The sequence below is a fragment of the Iodobacter sp. genome (assembly GCF_025352645.1).
GTDB lineage: Bacteria > Pseudomonadota > Gammaproteobacteria > Burkholderiales > Chitinibacteraceae > Iodobacter.
The window spans coordinates 1-18,787 of the sequence record NZ_JANXSO010000150.1 but is presented as its reverse complement, the minus strand read 5'-3'; the positions used below and the strand labels follow the sequence as shown (position 1 = coordinate 18,787).

General features: G+C 51.3%; 5 protein-coding genes. 2 read left to right on the top strand and 3 right to left on the bottom strand.

All coding sequences use genetic code 11. The features are described from left to right. Window positions 1-9 precede the first annotated feature (9 nt). The 3 genes from Q0R17_RS16775 to Q0R17_RS16765 all read right to left on the bottom strand — a co-directional run bounded on the left by Q0R17_RS16775 (window position 10) and on the right by Q0R17_RS16765 (window position 6,819). Complete coding sequence (locus Q0R17_RS16775; RefSeq protein WP_293936994.1) at window positions 10-4,518, bottom strand: alpha-2-macroglobulin; 4,509 nt, start codon at window positions 4,516-4,518, stop codon at window positions 10-12. After that, window positions 4,446-5,078 (bottom strand): DUF1175 domain-containing protein, encoded by a 633-nt coding sequence (locus Q0R17_RS16770; RefSeq protein WP_293936992.1) that lies wholly within the window; start codon window positions 5,076-5,078, stop codon window positions 4,446-4,448. The genes Q0R17_RS16775 and Q0R17_RS16770 overlap by 73 nt, the downstream gene beginning before the upstream one ends. Before the next feature lie 100 nt (window positions 5,079-5,178). Beyond that, entirely contained in the window at window positions 5,179-6,819 is a 1,641-nt protein-coding gene (locus Q0R17_RS16765) for a DUF2138 domain-containing protein (protein ID WP_293936990.1), read from the bottom strand. A 358-nt stretch (window positions 6,820-7,177) separates the two neighbouring features. Here Q0R17_RS16765 and Q0R17_RS16760 point away from each other — a divergent pair, with 358 nt between their 5' ends. Both Q0R17_RS16760 and Q0R17_RS16755 read left to right on the top strand, forming a co-directional pair. Then, window positions 7,178-8,929 carry a ShlB/FhaC/HecB family hemolysin secretion/activation protein gene (locus tag Q0R17_RS16760; protein WP_293936987.1) on the top strand — a complete coding sequence of 584 codons (1,752 nt, stop codon included), beginning with the start codon at window positions 7,178-7,180 and terminating at the stop codon, window positions 8,927-8,929. A 98-nt stretch (window positions 8,930-9,027) separates the two neighbouring features. Then, on the top strand, window positions 9,028-18,787 hold a 9,760-nt coding region (locus tag Q0R17_RS16755), incomplete at its 3' end, for a filamentous hemagglutinin N-terminal domain-containing protein (protein WP_293936984.1).

Here is an 18,787-nt window from a genome sequence, read left to right as displayed (position 1 = left end):
AGCCATTCATTATCGAATCTCCACCACCCTTGTCGCGCCTTCTTCCTGCGCGGTTTCTTCTGGCTGATACATGCGGAAATAGCGGGCTGGCGGCAGGGTGAAGCGTCCGGCTTGGGTGAAGCGCACAATTTGCCGCATCACTGTTTTGCCTTCTAGCTTGGGCACGGGCATGGCGTAGCCGAGGGCTTTTTGCTGCATGGCCTGCACGGGCAGCGTGCTTTGCTCCTTGCCTTCTTCATCCTCGTATTGATTTTGGCCCGACAGATTGTCGATTTTTAGGCCCCAGTGCTGCTCTTCAACCACCGCGCCGGGTGGCAGGGCGGCTTCTAGTAAGCCATAGCGATAGGTTTTTTTAGCATCCAGCACAATTTCGTCCACATACAATTTATCCGTGGCGAGCTTGCTGCCCCACTCCACGGCCTTAGCGCTAAAGCCCGCATCTGCGGTGGGGACTAAAACATACAGCTGGCGATGAATGCTGACACCTAGTGTGCTGGCGGTTTTAACTACGCTTTCGTATTTAAGCGTGGCCGCCAACTCCTTAGGCGCTTTGGCGATTTGTAGCGGCAGTTTTTCACCAGCCTTGCCCTTGAGTAGCCATTCAATACCGCCGCTGCTGCCGGTTTGCTTACGCCAGCTGCCATCTGGAGCCAGTGTGCTGGCTTTGGCGGTTTTCCATTCGTCCTGTAACCAAAGTAGCGCCAGCGATCTTTCCAGCGTAGGGCTGTTTTGGCTGAGCGCCGCTAACAGGCGCGGCGTGTTGGTTTTATCGCCACTGCTCCATGCGACTAAGGCTTGTAGCCAAGGCTCTGGCCTTTGTTGCAGAGTGGTGGTAGCGGCCTTGGCTGCGGCTTTGATGCCATCCGGTAGTGCAATTTTTTGCTGGCTGGCTAGCTTACTAAGCAATACCAGCGCGGCTTGCTGCCCCAGCGCCGAGTCTGGCTCGTTCATGATATTGACGCTGCCAGTCGCTTGCTTCGGCGATTTCGTTAACTGGACTAACTGATCCACAAGGCCAGATAGCTGGGTTTTGGTGGCTTCACCGCTGGCAGCTGCCATCCATAGTGTGAGCGCCTGATGCAGCGGCGGCATAGTGGCCACGCTTTTGGCGTAAAGCGCTTGGAATGATTTTGAATTGCTCAGTCTAGGGCTGAGGCCCAGTGCGCGGCTGGCGGTTTGTTCGGCAAGACGGGCGTAAGCGGATAGCAGCGGGTCGGCCGCTGTGCTATCGCCCCACCAGCTAAATACTGCACCAGCATCGCTCATTTTTAGTAAGCGTAAGCGGGCCGTTTCGATGCGCTGGCGCAGTGCTTCACGCATGGGCGCTGGTGCGTCGGCCAGCTTTTGGTAAGCCATTGCCAGTGGCAATAAGCGGCTGGCGGTTTGCTCTACGCAGCCGTAAGGGTAGGCAATTAAATCATCGATCACGCTGCGAAAAGCCGCGTCGCCACTATCCAGTAGCTGTAAGCGCACATTTTGTGCATCCACAGGTAGGCTGATTTCGGCCTTACCATCTTGCAGGCTAATGCTTTGGCTTATGGTTTGTAAATCTTGCGTGGGCCGTAGTGATAGATCGGTAATTAACCTATCAATCAGCTTGCCGCCTTGTTTTAGCTCCACAATCAACTGGCCGTTTTGCAGCGGGCCAGGTTCAATCGCCACATAATTTGTGCCTTTGGCAAGATTGAGTGTCTGCTCTTTTTGCGTGGCATTGCCCGCGCGTACTACCAGTTGATACTGCGCTTTTTCTGCTTGCTGAGTGATGGCTACTTGTAAGCTTGGCGTATCGCCCTCGCGGAAAATTCTGGTCGCTGCCCATTGCACATAGGCGGCTTTATTCGAGTTGATATAGTGAGTTTTTTGGCCAACGATGCCGTCGTTATCGATGGCGCGGGCGGTGATGCGCCAGCGGCTAAGCGCATCGGGCATGCGGAACTGGATTTTGAGTTTGCCATTGGCATCGGTTTTAAGCGCGCCATTCCAGTAGGCGGTATCCATATTGTCGCGGCGTGGGCGCACCAGCATTTTTTGCGAGCGGGAGCTGTAGCGCATTTCGTCGCTGCCAGCTGCGCGTGGCGACCAAGCCATATCGTAGCCATAGAAATTTAAGCTGGCACTGGTGCGCACCGCATTGCGGCGGGCGTGGTAGAAAAAGTCGTAGATATCTGGGGTGATTTCGGGCTGTAAGAGATAAACCATTTCATCAACCACACCAAGGCTAAGCTGCGCGCTCGCGCCTTTGCCCGCCACACTGCTGCTTAGCTCCAAGGTCACCAGATCGCCAGGTTGGTATTCTTTTTTATCCGCCTTGATGCTGACATCAATCTTGGGCTGAATCACCGCTAAGCCACGGTTCTGAAAGCTATGACTGCCGTGCTTTACGTACAGCACCGAGAAAGTCATATTTGGGCGGTAATCTTTTTCTATTGGCAAGCTGATTTGCCACTGGCGGGCGCTGATTTTAGCCAGCTTAAGCCAGCTAGCGCCCTTGGCCAGCGTAGCTTGCTCCTGCACGTTTTCTAGCTCAAGGGTGAGTAGCGCATCGCTGACGTCTTCAGGAAAAGTCAGCATGCCTGATGCGGTTTCGCCAAGCTGATAGTTTTCTTTATCAAACAATAGAGAGATCGAGCCAGGCGCGACATTTAAGCCCTTGCCACTGACAATAAAAGGCGTTTGCCCTAGTTCCTTGCCAGCAGCGTCGAGCAGGCGAATCTGATAATTACCTGCCTGCTTAAACTGAATCGCCAGCTCTGCGCCCGCTACATTGCCTTTTTGAATGCTGCGGTCTTCCAAGCGCTGGGCGCTCCAGCTGGCGGGTTTGTTGCTGCCTGGCCAATCGCTGATGATTTTAAAGCGCGCCGTTTCGCCTACTGAGGCAAATTGTGTGTCGGGGTTTAGACGGTAGCGGCTGGCGGCGCTGTCGATCAGTACTTCGCGGCTGGCGGTGACGGGGTAAGCGCCGGATTGGCTGCCGATTACTCGTAATACATAGCGGCTAGGATCGGTGGCGGCGGGTAGGCTAAAACGCGCATTGCCGCTGGCATCTAGCTTAAGCGTGTCTTGCCTAAGCTTAAGTGGAAACAAGCCTTGGTATTGCACTTCGTCATTCACCATGGAAACGCGCTGGCTGCGCAGCACCAGCTCCACCGATGCACCGGCCACGGGGCGGCCGTCGGGGTAGCGCATGCTGACTTTACCGCTGACTTCTTCGCCAGTTTTGAGTGCCGCTTTGTCTAAATCAATGCTGATGTCGTAATGCGGCTTGGTATATTCGGCCACGCGAAACGGCGCGGCATAAGGCGTGTTTTGATAAACCAGCCGCAAATCATAGCCGCCTGCCACGGCATTATCGGGCAGGGTAAAGTGGGTGGTGGCCCCGTCGGCGCTGATCTTGATCTCTTGACGGGATAGCTCGGTGCCCGCCGGATCGCGCAGCATCAGTTGCACGGTTTCGCTTTTAAGGCGGCTATGCTCGCGGGCGCTGGTGAATTCCCTGCCAACTAACGCAATATTCACCGTGTCGCCAGGGCGGTAGAGGGGGTGGTCGGTGGAGATATACAGCTTGCTGTTGTTGACCTCGGCAGGGTAATAAAAGCTTTCCGAGATCATGGCGCCACCCTGTGGGTCGATGCCGTAAACGTAGCTTTGCTCGGGCGAGGTTTTCTTGAAAATGGCGATGCCTTCTTTATCGCTATCACCCGATTTTAAGCTGCCGTTGCCGTCGCTCCAGACTAGCTCGCTATCTGCGACGGCGGCCCCCGTTTGTTTGTGTGCCGTCCATGCCAGCATTTGTTCGGCAGAAACCTTGGTAAAAAGCGCGGTATCGGCCACGAACAGTAAGGTGGCAGCGCGGTAGCTGCCCATATAGCCTTCCACAATATAAAGGCCAGGTTTGAGTTTACCCAGTGGCACGCGTACATTGCCAGGTGTCACACCGCGCTCGCTGCTGCTGCCTTCTAGTCTTGCATTGGGGGCTTCGGGCTTGGCGCTTTGTAGCGGGTAGCGAAACTCATCCACCAGCTCAAAGCCTTTTAAGGGCTGGTACTGGCGGGCTGCGGTATAGCGGGTGGTGGTGGGCGGCGGGGTTTTTAATACCGGTGCAATATGGGTGACTACGCCACGGGCGGGCGCAGAAAAAACTCGCTGCCAAGCCAAGCGCGAGCGGGCATACCACTGATCCCACAGATAGCGCAGCGCATTGACCGCGCCTTCGCCCTGATAGTTGCCTTTTAAGTTCAGCTTATGCGGGTCTTTCTGCTGCTTTAAAAAATCTAGCGGCTTGGGTACGCGATAAACCAGAATATCCACGCCGCCGTAAGTTTGGGCGTCGTAAGTGCTGGCCTCTAGGCGCACGGTAGCGGTTTCTGTGCTGGCAAAGCCGCTATCAGAAAGTAGATAAAAGGTGCTGCCCTTAATGGCGTAATCGGCGGCAAAGCTTGGGCTAATTAATAGCCAGAGGGCAAGAAAGCCAAGCGATAGATGCCGATAAAATTGGGATTGTCTTTGCGTGGCTGCCATCGCGTGTCTTTCCATTGCATTAATTGATCGATTCTTACGGCTCTTAGCCCCGTATCTTTGGGGCTGACCGTACCGGTGTGATAGGCAATATAACGACCCGTCCAGACCATCAGATGCTGATCGTCCCCCTGGTCAAAAAACAGTAAATCACCAGGCTCAGCATGATTAATATCCTTGCTGATCAGGCGTGCATTGTTCTGCACCAGCCCAAACGCGGGTACATAGGCCGCTTGCTTGCCATTGGCCAGCTTCCAGTTATGCCGTATCGCTTCACGGCGCTCTGGTGCTAAATCCACCTCCGGCGGCAGGCCTGCTCGGCTGATGCCATTGCGCTGCAGCCATGCTGCATCGTGCTTTTGCAAAGCTTCTGCCACAGCAAAGCGCACCAGCCCCGCGCAATCTCGGTGCTGCCAACGCGGATTAGGCCCCTGACGCAGCTGCTCATTCACAATCCGCACAAACCAGCCCCTGAACGCCTGTGTTTGCGCGGGATTTAGCTCGGTGGCGTGGCTGGTTGCGGTAAGGAAAAGCAGCGTGACGATGAGGAAATACTTGCTCAATATTGGGCCTGTGCTGTAAGTGTGTAGCGCTGTTTATTAATATTTAAGGTCATAGGGGCGCGGCAAGCAGCGCCGCTATGGGTTTAACGTTGTAGATCAATTACTGGGGCTTGCGCCATTCCAGCCTTTCCCAGTGCTGGTCTTTACGCTGATCTGCACTCGGGCTCAGCTGCAGGCCAGTGGCAGGGAACTCGCCGATGGCTTTGAGATGCGGTAATAGATAAGTCACCGCCGCGCTTTGCATCAGTGGCTGAGATTCGCCGGGTAAGGTGGCCATCGTGGCTTTTTGTAATAGCTGCGAAAGCGCTTCGGGGGCGATATAGCCTTGCTTTGGGCCTTCCATTCGGTCTGCCAGCGCTGCATAGCGTTTCTTTTGTACATCCATCGCGGTGGTGACGAGCTTGCGATCGGGAGAGAACACAATTGATGCGCCAGATTGCGCCATGCTGACATCAAAGTAGCGGCCAGACGTGATTTTATCTGCGCTAGGCGCGGCATCCTTGGCATCTTTGCTTAGGTTGCCATCATTGGCGCTAACGGCGCGTTGCAGCAGCAAGCCACTATCCTTCTTGCTTTTTCTGACCGGCAGGCGAGCGTGTTCCTCATCACGTAAGCTTGCTTCGCTGGCCCCAATCAGCCAATCGAATAGCTGTGGTGCATGCTTGGCAAATTGCTCTGGTTTTTTGGTTTGCGCCAGCAGTAAGGGGCTGTATAGCGATGAATCTGGATACCAGCACACACCTGCTGCAGGCTCTAGCTGCGCCAGCCAATCGGCGGGGATATTGGCTTTTTTGCTGACAGGAGCGAGCGTTTTCCAGTCTACAGGGGCAGAAAGGCAAAGCGCCGCGCCATCGGGGGCTGATTGCCACAAGGGCATCCCATCCCAGTGGGTTTGCTTATTCAGCAGAACATGGCTGAACCAGCCGTTTTTCTCATCGACGGCCGCTACATCCATACGCAATGCTTTCACATTGGCAAAGAGGCTTTGATAGCCAAAAGACAGGTAGCGCATATTCGCCACCACAGTATGGCCGCTGCTGGCAGCCTGTACGCCGTAATGTTGCAGTAAAGGGTTGGGCGTGTCGGTTGTTAGTTTAGTCAGTAACTTAGTCCATGCCGCAGCTTGTTTGCCTTCAAGCCAGCTTTTATCTGAAAGCACCACCAGCTTATTATTCTGGCTAAAAAACCACAGCGCATCGTCGCCACCAAATTGCAGCTTATACAGCGGTGTTTTATTGATGCTGCCATCCACACTCAGCTGCGTGTCGCTCAGTGCAGCTTTGGCAACCCAGCTCAGTAGGCTGGCAAAATTGTTTTTTTTAATGCGCAGCACCCAGTGCCCTGGGCGGCCATCATCGCTTTTCCACATCGCCATTTCGGCAGGCTCGGATAAGAGCGCATGGATAAAGTGATCTTGTAGATTAAGCTCATGCTCAAAAGCAATTCGCCGCAAAGCGCCTTCTAGTCCCAGTTTGTCAGGATGGTGCTCGTAATAATCCACCGCATCTTCGGTGAATACCTGCTTAAAAAACGGCACTTTAAGCAGCGCGGCAGGTAAAGAAGCTAGATTCGGCGTCGCCACCACCAGATCCGGCGCAGCCAATCCTGCGGGCAGGGCAATAATCGGTGTATCCAGTTTGGGTGGGATTTCTACAGTCGGCTTCAAAGCCCAAAAAGCGCCCGCCACCGTCAGCCCCCCTAAAGCCCCCGCAAGGAGCCATTTTGTCTGGATTTTTTTCATAGAAGAGTCGCTGGATAAGATGGTGGGCTGGATTTATTGTAAGCTATTTTCAGGTTGAATATTATAGGGTGAAATATGTGCGTCAGTATTTTTATTTACAAAGCGCTATGTGTTATTCAAGTTTAAAGGATGAGTTTCTTTTAAAGTCAGTTGCTTACATTGTTTTGCTTGTGCCGACTTGTTTTTAATGTTTATTAAATTTGCAACTTATTTACTGTGTGAATATTTTTTCCTGTCTTTTTGTTGTTTTTTCTGTGTGTTCGTTTACTGCATTAGCAAGGTTGGAATATTATTAAGTAATTATGCTTACGTACTAAATTGCTGAGCATGTGTTTAAAATAACTTACTAGTGTCTCTTATGCTCCCCTTTACCCGTGTTTTATGCCTGTCTACTAGTTTAGTTTCCCCCTTTATTCTTGCTGATAACTTCTCGCAGCAGCCTGCTGGTCAGAGCGTTCAGGATACTCTGCGTCGCCAAGAAGACAGAATCCGCGATCTAAATCAAACACTTAAACCCAGTGCAGATGAATTAAAAGCAACAGTTCTGCCTACCTTGCCTTCTGTTTTACCAATAGAGCAGCCTTGTTTTGTACTTAAGAGGATTAATGTTTTCGCACCTGCCTCACGGCTGCCTTTGCCTGATTGGTTATTACAGTCTCTTCATCAGCAGGTCTTCAGTGTTTTTACGGGGCAGTGCGCGGGTGTTAATGGTTTAAGTCAGATTGCTGCTGCGGCAGATGCTGAACTGCTTCGCATGGGTTTGGCAACTTCACGCGTGGTGGTTCCGCCGCAAAACATGGGGAGTGGGGAGCTGAATTTGCAATTGCACTTAGGGCGAATTGCCGGAGTGCGGATGCAGGATGAAGGAAAAGACGATACGCGCTGGGGCACTTGGGTGAATGCGTTTCCAAGCTGGCCGCTAATGAGTGCGGGTGATGTATTGAATGTGCATAATTTGGAGCAAGGCGTAGAGCAAATGAACCGCTTGCCCAGCCAGCATGTTGTCACTCGCCTAGAGCCAGGTACAGAGCCAGATACCAGCGTGGTTTTTATTGACCGCCAAAGTGGCGATTTATTGCAGCGCTTGCGCGGGGGCATCACGCTGGATAATAGTGGCTCGCCATCATTAGGCCGCACACAGCTATCCAGTTATTTGGCTTTGGATAATGCGCTGGGGCTGAATGATATTTTGAATCTGTCTTTTAATACGAATGCTGAAAACCCGGATAACGATCATCAAAGTCAGTCGGTTTCGGCAAATTACAGCATTCCATGGGGCAACCATACTTTTTCAAGCTCATATAGCAGCAGCAAATTCGCCCAATGGGTGGCGGGTACGACGGCGCGCTTTTTATCCAGCGGCGAAAGCGAAAGCGCTGATTTGCGCTGGCAATATCAGCTGCTGCGTACCAGTTCAGCGCGGTTTTCTGTTTCGACGGCACTGAGCTCGCGCCGCTCGAATAGTTATTTAGATGATGTGGAGCTGCTGGTGCAGCGCCGCCGTACCACCCAGCAAGAGTTTGGGATGAATTATCGCCAGTTAGTCGGCTCTGCCAGTTTTGATCTGGGCTTAAATTATAAAAGTGGCCGTGGCTGGTATGAGGCAGAAGATGATTATCCAGCTGAAATGTCTAACGGTTTAACGCTGCGCCCAAGCATTACCACGCTGGATTTTGGCGTGGCTGTCCCTTTCCAGATTTCGGCCCAAGCCGTGCAATACAATTTTAATTTTCATGGGCAATCTACCCCAAACACCACGCTATCAAATGAGCAAATCGCCATTGGCGGGCGCAGCAGTGTGCGCGGTTTTGATGGTGATACTGTGCTGATGGCAGAAAACGGCTACTACCTGCGTAATGAATTCAGCACCTCGCTTCCAATGTCTGAAGGCTTGGGATTGCAAGCCTATTGGGGCCTAGACTTTGGCCGGGTATGGGGCCCCAGTGATGTAATGCTGACTGGGCATAAATTGGCCGGTACTGCTTTAGGCTTACGTGGGCAATGGAAAAAAGCGCAGTTTGATTTAAGCGCGGCCTCGCCCTTGCATCAGCCCGAAGGGATGAATGCCGACCCCTATATTTGGTACGGCTCCGTCACCTTATCGTTTTAATTTCCTCTGTTTGAATACAAGCCTGTGAATAGCGGGCGTGTCAGTGCCACGCCTGTTGCCTGTGGCGTCTAAAGCATTTTAATTTTGAGCCCTACACCATGAACCAGAATCGTTACCGCCTTGTTTTTAATGCTCACCGTGGCTTATTAATGGCCGTTGCTGAAACCTCGCACCGTCAGGGAAAGTGCGCTAGTGGTGAAGGTGGGGCGGGCAATGCTTCGGTACCGCTTACGCAAGGTGGAGGATTGCTTAAAGGCTGGCGTACGAGTTTGGCGCTTGCTTTGGCGCTGATGGGCGGGGTGCAGGCTCAAGATTTACCCATCACACCTGCAGGCCCAGCCGGTGTTAGGCCGATTCTAGATGCAGCAGCCAATGGCGTGCCGATTGTGCATATAGCGCCGCCATCGGTGGGCGGTGTTTCGCATAATCAATTTAAAGATTTTAATGTTAATAAAAATGGCCTGATTTTAAATAACAGCAATAGCAATGTTCAAACGCAATTAGGCGGCTGGATTACGGCGAATCCACAGCTGGGTATTACCCCTGCCCGAATTATTTTAAATGAGGTGGTGGGAACAAATGCCTCGCAACTGCGCGGCACAATGGAAGTCGCCGGGCGGCGTGCAGATATTGTGATTGCTAACCCAAATGGCTTGCTTTGTGATGCTTGCGGATTTATCAATACCAATCGCGTAACACTCACAACCGGTGCACCGCAGTTTGAGCAAGGGCGATTGCACTCTCTGAACGTAAGCCAAGGCGTTATCACTATTGGCCAGTCTGGCCTAAATGGCAGCCAATTAAGCCAACTGGATTTATTGGCGCGCGGCTTGGTCTTGGAGGGTGAAGTTTGGGCGCAAAGCTTAAATAGTATTACCGGTGCCAATCAGGTTTTATATGGCACTTTGCAAAGCACTTCCTTGGGTGGATCAGGCGAAGCCCCGCGTTTTGCGGTGGATATCAAAAGCCTAGGGGGCATGTATGCCAATCAAGTGTATTTGGTCGCCACCGAGCAGGGCCTAGGGGTAAACAGCACAGGGCGGATAGCGGCACTGACAGGCACTTTACAGCTCAGCAGCAATGGCGATATCACCCTGAAAGACAGCTATGCCAAGCAAGATTTATCCATTACAGGCAGCAAACAGGTTTCATTAACAGGGCAAACGCAATCTGAAGCAGTACTTACTGTGCAGGCCGCTGGCAAGCTCGATCAGTCTGGCACGGTGAGTACGATAGGCGCGGGCGCTTTGCTGCTTAATGCTGCCAGCTTAAATAACACCGGCTCGATTATTCAGCAGGGCCAAGGGCCGCTGACCCTGAGTATTGCTGGTGAGGCTTCAAATAGTGGCTCTGTATATAGCGCCGCTAATGTGGGCTTTACGGCAGGGCAATGGCAGGATCAGGGCGGCGTATGGCAAGCGCAGGGCAAGCTGGATTTAAAAGCGGGCAAAGTTAATCTTGCAGATACGCATTTAAGTAGCGGTGCAGATACGGTATTGAATATCGCTAATTTGAATGCAGATCGCAGCGTATTTGCTAGTATGGGCAAGCTGGAGGCCAAGATCACTGGGCCATTAACTGTGGCGAACAGCCAATGGCAAAGCCAGCAGTCCAGCAAAATAAGCGCTAGCAACATCTCCCTCGATCATAGTCAGCTGATTAGCCAAGGCAGTTTAAGTATTCAGGCTAATAACTTGACGACGAGCCAAAGCAAAATAGCCAGCAAAGATCTATTAAGCGCAGAAGTCGGTGATTTAATCAGCAGTACAGGCGGGGATTGGCTGAGCGAGCAAAAGCTGCAGCTTAGTGCGGGCCGTATTATTAATAGTGGCAATATGCAGTCGCTGGATGTCAGTTTGCAATCTAAAGGGCTGCTGGATAATAGCGGCGGCTCGGTGCAAAGCCAGCAGCAATTGCAAATAAATAGCCAGGCCTTAGTAAATAAGCAGGGGAATTTGCTTGCCGGTAAAGCCCTGATTTTGCACAGCTCATCCCTAAATAATGAGCAGGGCAAAATCGCCAGTATTGCGGCGAAAACAACGATAGATACGGGTGTTTTAAGCAATACATCCGGCCTGATTAGTGCCGCAACAGGCTTGCAAGTTCAAAGCCTTGCCTTAAGTAATCAGGCTGGCGAAATCAGCAGCGCTGCCAATTTAAATATTGATGCTAAGGATCTTAGCAATCTGGGCGGTGCCATCCTTGCCCAAGACACAATGCAGCTTAAAACGGCGGCCTTGGATAATGCACAGGGCCGTATTATTGCGCAGCATGATCTGCAATTAAATACACAAGGACTGAGCAATACCCAGGGTACGCTGGCCACAGTAGAGGGCGCGCTTGCGGTTGATACCCACGGCCAAACCTTAAGTAATACCGGCCTATTGCAAGCCAAACAAGCGCTCACTTTAAGTAGCGGCAAGCTGGATAATCACGGCCTGTTGGCTGGGCAAACGTTGGATATTAGTGCGGCCAATATCGATAACAGCCAAGGCAGGCTGATCGCACAAGATGGCTTGCAGATTAAAGCAAAAGATTTAGTTAGCGATGCAGGCTTGATTCAAGCCGGTGGCAATGCACTGCTTGATCTGGACAAACTTCAAAATACCCATAGTAAAAAAGACGGTGGCTTGATTGTGGGTGCTAGCTTGGCCATTAATGCCAGCGAGCTGAACAATAACAGCGGCTTTATCCATAGCAATCAAGCACAAAGCTTGAATGTACAGCAGTTGAATAATCAGGATGGGCAGCTGCAAAGCCAGACAGATTTGACGATTGCTGCCGATGCAGTTGCCAATCAAGGCGGGCGAATTCAAGCTGCAGCGCTTACCCTGCACGCCAAAAACGCCATTGATAACAGCAGCGGCTTGATTCAAAGTCAGCAGCGATTAGACATTGCCAGTAGCGATTTAAACAATCAAAAAGGCAGCCTGCTGGCTGGGCAAGCGCTGCAAATAAAAACGGCTGCTTTGGATAACAGCCAAGGAAAAATCGCCAGTGCTGGCGCTAAAACAACGCTTAATACCGCCGCAATTAATAATGAGCAAGGCTTAATCACTAGCGCCACAGGCACGGTAGTAAGCAGCCAAGCGCTGAGCAATCAGGGCGGGGAAATCAGCAGCACGGCCGATCTAAATATCGATACGCACGGCCAAAAGTTAAGCAATATGGGCGGCAGTATGCTGGCGCAAGGCAAGATGCAGCTGGCAACGGGCACACTGGATAACGCACAGGGCCGCGTGCTTGCTCAGCAAAATATGCAGATTGATAGCGCCGCACTAAGCAATGCACAGGGCACGATTGCATCGGTAGAAGGGGTATTAAGCCTTGATACGCATGGACAAGTTTTAAGCAACACTGGCAAGCTGCAAGCCAAGCAATTACTGGATGTGCGCGTCGCTAAGCTACTGAATCAGGGCCTGCTGGCAGGCTCTAGCATCGCCATAGATAGCCTTGCCGTGGATAACAGCCATGGCCAGTTAATCGCCCAAGATGCTTTGAAAATTAAAGCGGGTGATGTGCTCAGTGATGCTGGCCTGATTCAAGCGGGCGGCAATGCGCAGCTTGATATGCAAAACTTCACCAATACCCACAGCGGTAAAGAAGGCGGCGTGTTGGTGGGTGGCCAGCTGACGCTGAATGCGGACGATCTGGATAATCGCAGCGGCCTTATTCATAGCAATCTGGCGCAAGTCTTAAATGTGCAGCAGCTGAATAATCAGGATGGCCAGCTACAAAGCCAATCTGCCCTTACATTAAATGCGCAAAAAATAGATAACCAGTCTGGCCGTATTCAGGCGGATGATCTGACGATTAAAACACCCAACCAGTTGGACAATCGCCTTGGCACTTTGCAAGGCGTGCAAAAGCTGCAAATTGAAAGCCAGCAGCTGCTCAATCAGGGAGGCAGCGTTTTATCTGGGCAGAATCTGCTTTTAAACACCGCCGCGTTTGATAACAGCCAAGGGAAAATCGCCAGTACCGCAGGCAAAGTCACGCTGAATGCTGATGCGCTAAGTAATGATAAGGGGCTGATTAGTAGCGCCACCGGTACAGTCATTAGCAGCCAGGCTGTGAGCAATAAGGGCGGGGAAATCAGCAGCGCCGCCGACGTTAGCCTAAATACTCACGGGCAGGCGCTGAGCAATATGGCTGGCAGTATTTTGGCGCAAGGGAAAATGCAGCTCGATATCGCCGCTCTGGATAATGCACAGGGCCGCATTCAGGCGCAGCAAAACTTGCAGCTTAATAGCCAAGAGATCAGCAATACCCAAGGCACGATTGCGTCGGTAGAAGGCGCAATGCGCATTGATACGCACGGCAATGCTTTAAGTAATCAAGATGGCAAGTTGCAAGCTAGGCAAGTTTTAGATTTAGAAAGTGGCAAGCTGGATAACCACGGCCTGCTGGCAGGCCAAATATTGACCATCAATAGCCAAAACATCGACAACAGCCAGGGCCAACTGATTGCGCTTGATGCACTCAAAATCAACGCTGGTGAATTACTGAGCGATGCAGGCTTGATTCAAGCGGGGGCTAATGCTCAGCTGGATGTCGGCAAGTTACAAAACACCCATAGCAGCAAAGAAGGCGGCGTGATCGTCGGCGGCACGCTCACGGTAAACGCTAGCGAGCTGGACAATAGCAGCGGGCAGATTTACAGCAAAGCGGCGCAAACGCTGAATGCTAGCTTGCTGAATAACCAGTCCGGTCAGTTGCAAAGCCAAGGGCTACTAACGATCAATGCCGATAATGTGCTTAATCAATCTGGCCAGATTCAAGCTGCAACGCTGGTACTGGCTGCAAAAAATACGGTTGATAACAACAAGGGCAGTATCCAGAGCCAGCAGCAGCTTGATATCAGTAGCCAAAGCTTGAGTAATCAAGGCGGCAGCTTATTGGCTGGGAAAAATGTAAGCCTGCAAACAGGTGCACTGGATAACAGCCAAGGCAAAATCGCCAGCACCGCAGGCCAAACTAAGTTGACCAGTGCCGCATTAAACAACGATGCAGGTTTAATTAGCGGCGCCACCGGCACTCAAATCAGCAGCCAAGCACTGAGCAATAAAGCGGGTGAAATCAATAGCGCGGCCGATTTGAATATCGACACGCACGGCCAAGTATTTAGCAACGGCGGTGCTGTGCTCTCCAACGGCAAAATGCAGCTGGCAACAGGTGAACTAGCCAACGCCGATGGCCGCATTCTGGCGCAGCAAGATTTACACATCAGCAGCCAGGCGATCAGCAGCAGCGGCACGATTGCCTCGGTAGAAGGCAGTGCCAGCGTGGATACGCATGGTCAAGCTTTAAGTAACACAGGCAAACTGCAAGCCAAGCTGGCGCTGGATATTCAGAGCGGGGCACTAGATAACCACGGTTTACTCGCTGGGCAAAATATTGGCTTGAATACGGCCAATATTGATAACAGCCGCGGCCAGCTGATTGCGCAAGACGTACTTGCCATTAAAGCCGGTTTGCTGATCAGCGATGCAGGCTTAATTCAAGCGGGCAAAACCGCCCAGCTAGATGTAGCAAAACTCCAGAACACCCATAGCGCAGCCGATGGCGGCTTAATCTCTGGCGGCACGCTCACGGTAAACACGGGCGAGCTGGACAATAGCAGCGGGCAAATTTACAGCAAAGCAGCGCAAACGCTGAATACCACGCTGCTGAATAACCAGGCTGGCCAGCTGCAAAGCCAGGGCGCACTGACGATTAACGCTGATGATGTGCGCAATCAATCCGGCCAGATTCAAGCCGCAGCGCTGGAATTAAAAGCAAAACATGGTCTTGATAACACCAAGGGCAGTATTCAAAGCCAGCAGCAGCTGGATATCAGCAGCCAAAGCCTGAGTAATCAGGGCGGCAACTTATTGGCAGGGCAAAACCTTAATCTGCAAACCGGTGCGCTAGATAACAGCCAAGGAAAAATCGCCAGCACTGCAGGCCAAACTACGCTCAGAAGCGCCGCATTAAACAACGATGCAGGTTTAATCAGCGGCGACACCGGCACACAAATCAGCAGCCAAGCGCTGAGCAATAAAGCGGGTGAAATCAACAGCGCAGCGGATTTGGCTATCGACACGCACGGCCAAGTATTTAGCAACGGCGGGGCGGTGCTCTCCAACGGCAAAATGCAGCTGGCAACAGGTGAACTAGCCAATGCCGATGGCCGCATTCTGGCGCAGCAAGATTTACACATCAGCAGCCAGGCGGTTCGCAGCAGCGGCACGATTGCCTCGGTAGAAGGCAATGCCAGCGTGGATACCCACGGCCAGGTTTTAAATAACACAGGCAAGCTGCAAGCCAAGCTGGCGCTGGATATTCAGAGCGGGCAACTGGATAATCACGGCCTACTTGCCGGGCAAAATATTGGCTTAAACGCGGCCAATGTCGACAACAGCCGTGGCCAGTTGATTGCGCAAGACGCGCTAAAGATTAACGCGGGCAATCTCATCAGCGATGCAGGCTTAATTCAAGCGGGCAAAACCGCCCAGCTGGATGTTGCAAAACTCCAAAACACCCATAGCGCAGCCGATGGCGGCTTAATCTCTGGCGGCACGCTCACGGTAAACACCGGCGAGCTGGACAATAGCAGCGGGCAAATTTACAGCAAAGCAGCGCAAACGCTGAATACCGGCCTGCTGAATAACCAGTCTGGCCAGTTGCAAAGCCAAAGTGCACTGACAATTAATGCCGATAATGTGCAAAATCAATCCGGCCAGATTCAAGCCGCAGCTCTGGAATTAAAAGCAAAAAATAGCCTTGATAACAATAAGGGCAGTATTCAAAGCCAGCAGCAACTCGATATCAGCAGCCAAAGCCTGAGCAATCAAGGCGGCAACTTATTGGCTGGGCAAAATGTAAACCTGCAAACTGGTGCACTTGATAACAAGCAAGGAAAAATCGCCAGTACAGCAGGCCGCGCCGCGATTACAAGTGCAGATTTAAATAATCAAGGCGGGTTAATTAGCAGTGCAGCAGGCACTACGCTCCTGTCTCAAGTCATTAAAAATGATGGGGGGGAGATCAGTAGTGAAACATCATTAGCGATCAATACCCAAGGCTATGCGCTGAGTAATACAGGCGGATCGCTATTAGCTAAAAATGGCGCGCTCAATTTAAGCAGCGCCGCGCTGGATAATAGCAATGGCCGTATCCTCGCTAAAGATCAGCTGGCGCTTATTGCGCATGGATTATTAAACAGTGGCGGTGTGATTGCCTCTACCACGGGTGATATTGATTTAAGCAGCCATAATTTAAACAATCAGAATGGCAAGATTCAAGCAGATACGGGCTTGCTAAAAATACAGACCGGCACGTTGAATAATAGCCAGACCGGCCTATTAGCAGCAAAAAATATCCAGCTCAATACGGCAGACTTGGATAATAGCCAAGGCCAGATCATTGCGGTGGAGAGTATCAGCGCAAACACTGGTCGCGTATTAAACCAAAGTGGGCTGATTCAGGCTGGATCGAACATCACAATCAATACTCAGGGTCATGACTTTATCAACACTCAAAGTCATTTCGATCAAGCCGATTTGCGTGGAAAGCAAGGGCTGATTGCTGGGGGTAATCTGCAATTGGATGCCGCCAGCTTAGTGAATACCGCAGGTTATATATTTAGCGGCCAAAGCCAGAATATCAATCTGAGCGGAGATTTTAATAATTTATTAGGTTTGCTGGAAAGTAAATCGGCACTGAATATTAAGGCACAAAGCCTGAATAACACTCAAGGCGCTTTAACGGCTTTGGGTAACGCGGATATTAATCTATCTGGGGCGTTTGCAAACCAAGGAAGGTTAAATATTGGCGGTACAGCAACAATTAAGGCCTCCGCATTAGATAATAAAAATGGCCGGATTGACGCTGGTAATCTGGCATTGGCTGTTACGCAGTTTAATAATGGCAAAGGTATTGTTGAAACCAGTGCAGGCGCAAATATCAATAGCAATAGCCTCGATAATCTGGACGGCAGTATTGCAGTGGGCGCTGATTTATCACTGACAATTAATGGTGATTACACGCATCAGGGCGTATTACAAGCCAAAGGTGATTTATCCTTAAGCAGCACTCATTTAGTGAATCAGGGCAAATTAATTAGTAATCACCAAACCACGATTGCCACGGGTAATCTGGATAATCGTGGTGAAATCAGCAGCTTAGAAACTACCCGCATCAATGCAAGTGGCCAGCTGGATAATAGCGGGGATGGCTTAATTGATGGCTCGGCAGTGCGTATTGATGCGGGCACAATTAATAACACCAGCCGCATTTACGGCGATAAGCTATCTATTGGCGCAAACACAATTAATAACCGTGATACAGGCGTGATTGCTGCGCGTGCAGATCTACAGCTGGGCGCTGCAACATTAAATAATATTAATGCCACGGGCAATCAGGATGGCGCGCTGATCTTTAGCCTAGGGAATGCATCGATTGGTGGTGGCTTAGATGCCGCAGGCAACGCCCAAGGCCAGATGGGCGTGCTGAATAATGAATCCAGCCGAATTGATATTGCTAATAATCTTTTGATTTCAGCTAATACGGTTGAGAATAAAAATATTTATTTGGATATAAAGCAAAAAACGACGAGTGAAAAAGTAGCATTTAATCAGGTTGAAATTATTGATGGGTCTGGGAAAAGGTATGATGAAGGTGTATTAAAGTACAGAGGGGAAATTTTCTTTCGTGAAAGTGCTTCTAGTGTTTATTTTGGAAAGGGTGGTTTGGTAAAACCTAGTGCTGTTTATCCAGAAGATATTTTTGGATTTCAGGCATATAGCGTACCTTACTTTATCCCAAGACATTGCTCGGCCAATTCAAATTGTGAACCGGGTAGTAGCTTTAGCTACGAGGCTTCAGATCCAGTATGGGCTAAGTTTGGTGTTAACCCTCAAGATGAGTCTGCCCTTACGGCTAAGCTACAAGCATTCAACGCCGACCTCGATTCCCGTACCTATGGCAATTGGAATACCTACCGCTTCGACTCCAAAACAGTCACCCAAAGCACGGTAGAAAAATCTGCGCCCGGCAAAATTATTGCCGGTGGCAATATGACTTTGCTTGGTTCGGCCATTAATAACCAAGATAGTGCTTTGGTGGCAGGTGGCCTGCTGCTGGGCGATGTAAAAAATATCAATAATGTCAGCAAACAGCAGGGCACTCGCACCGAAGAGCTGACCGGCTCGGTGGGGGTAAATGGCGGTAACTGGCAAGCACTGACCCTGCCGCCCCAAACCGTATCTATCCCCTTAATGACCGTCACTTATGAAGGGCTTTCAGGCGCGGGTATTGTAAAAGACAAGCTGGGCCTAGTTGATGCAGGCAAGCATGCGGCTGATAAATCGGCAAGCTCTGCTGCTAGCCAGCAGCAGAGCGGCCAAGTGGTAGACGCTGCCCGCCAGCAGGCAAATCAGGCGCAGATGGCCGATATTAGCCACGCGCAATTAAACGGGGCGAATGTGGCTTCGCTGGTGCAGCAGTCATCGGCACAAATGCAGCAGGCTGAGCAGGCCACACTGAGTGGCGCTAAAGGGATGGCCCAAACTGCAGCCGAGCAGGCGCAGATGTCGGATGCAAAGCGTGCTAGGTTTGCTGCAGAAAACAACGCACCAACTGCCGAGCAACTGGCTGCGATGGGCCCTGTTTCAGTGCAAAGCACGGCACTGCTTGCCAATCAGCAGCAAGCACAGGCCACGGTCGATCAGGCACAAATGAGCGACACTGCCAAAGTGCAGCTTAAAGACGCGCAGGCCGCCAAAATGGCGCAAACCAGCCAGCAGGCCGGGCCTAAAGTGCAAAGTATGCAATTGGGCCTGCAGGGGCGGGTATTAACCATGCTGCCTAATTTGG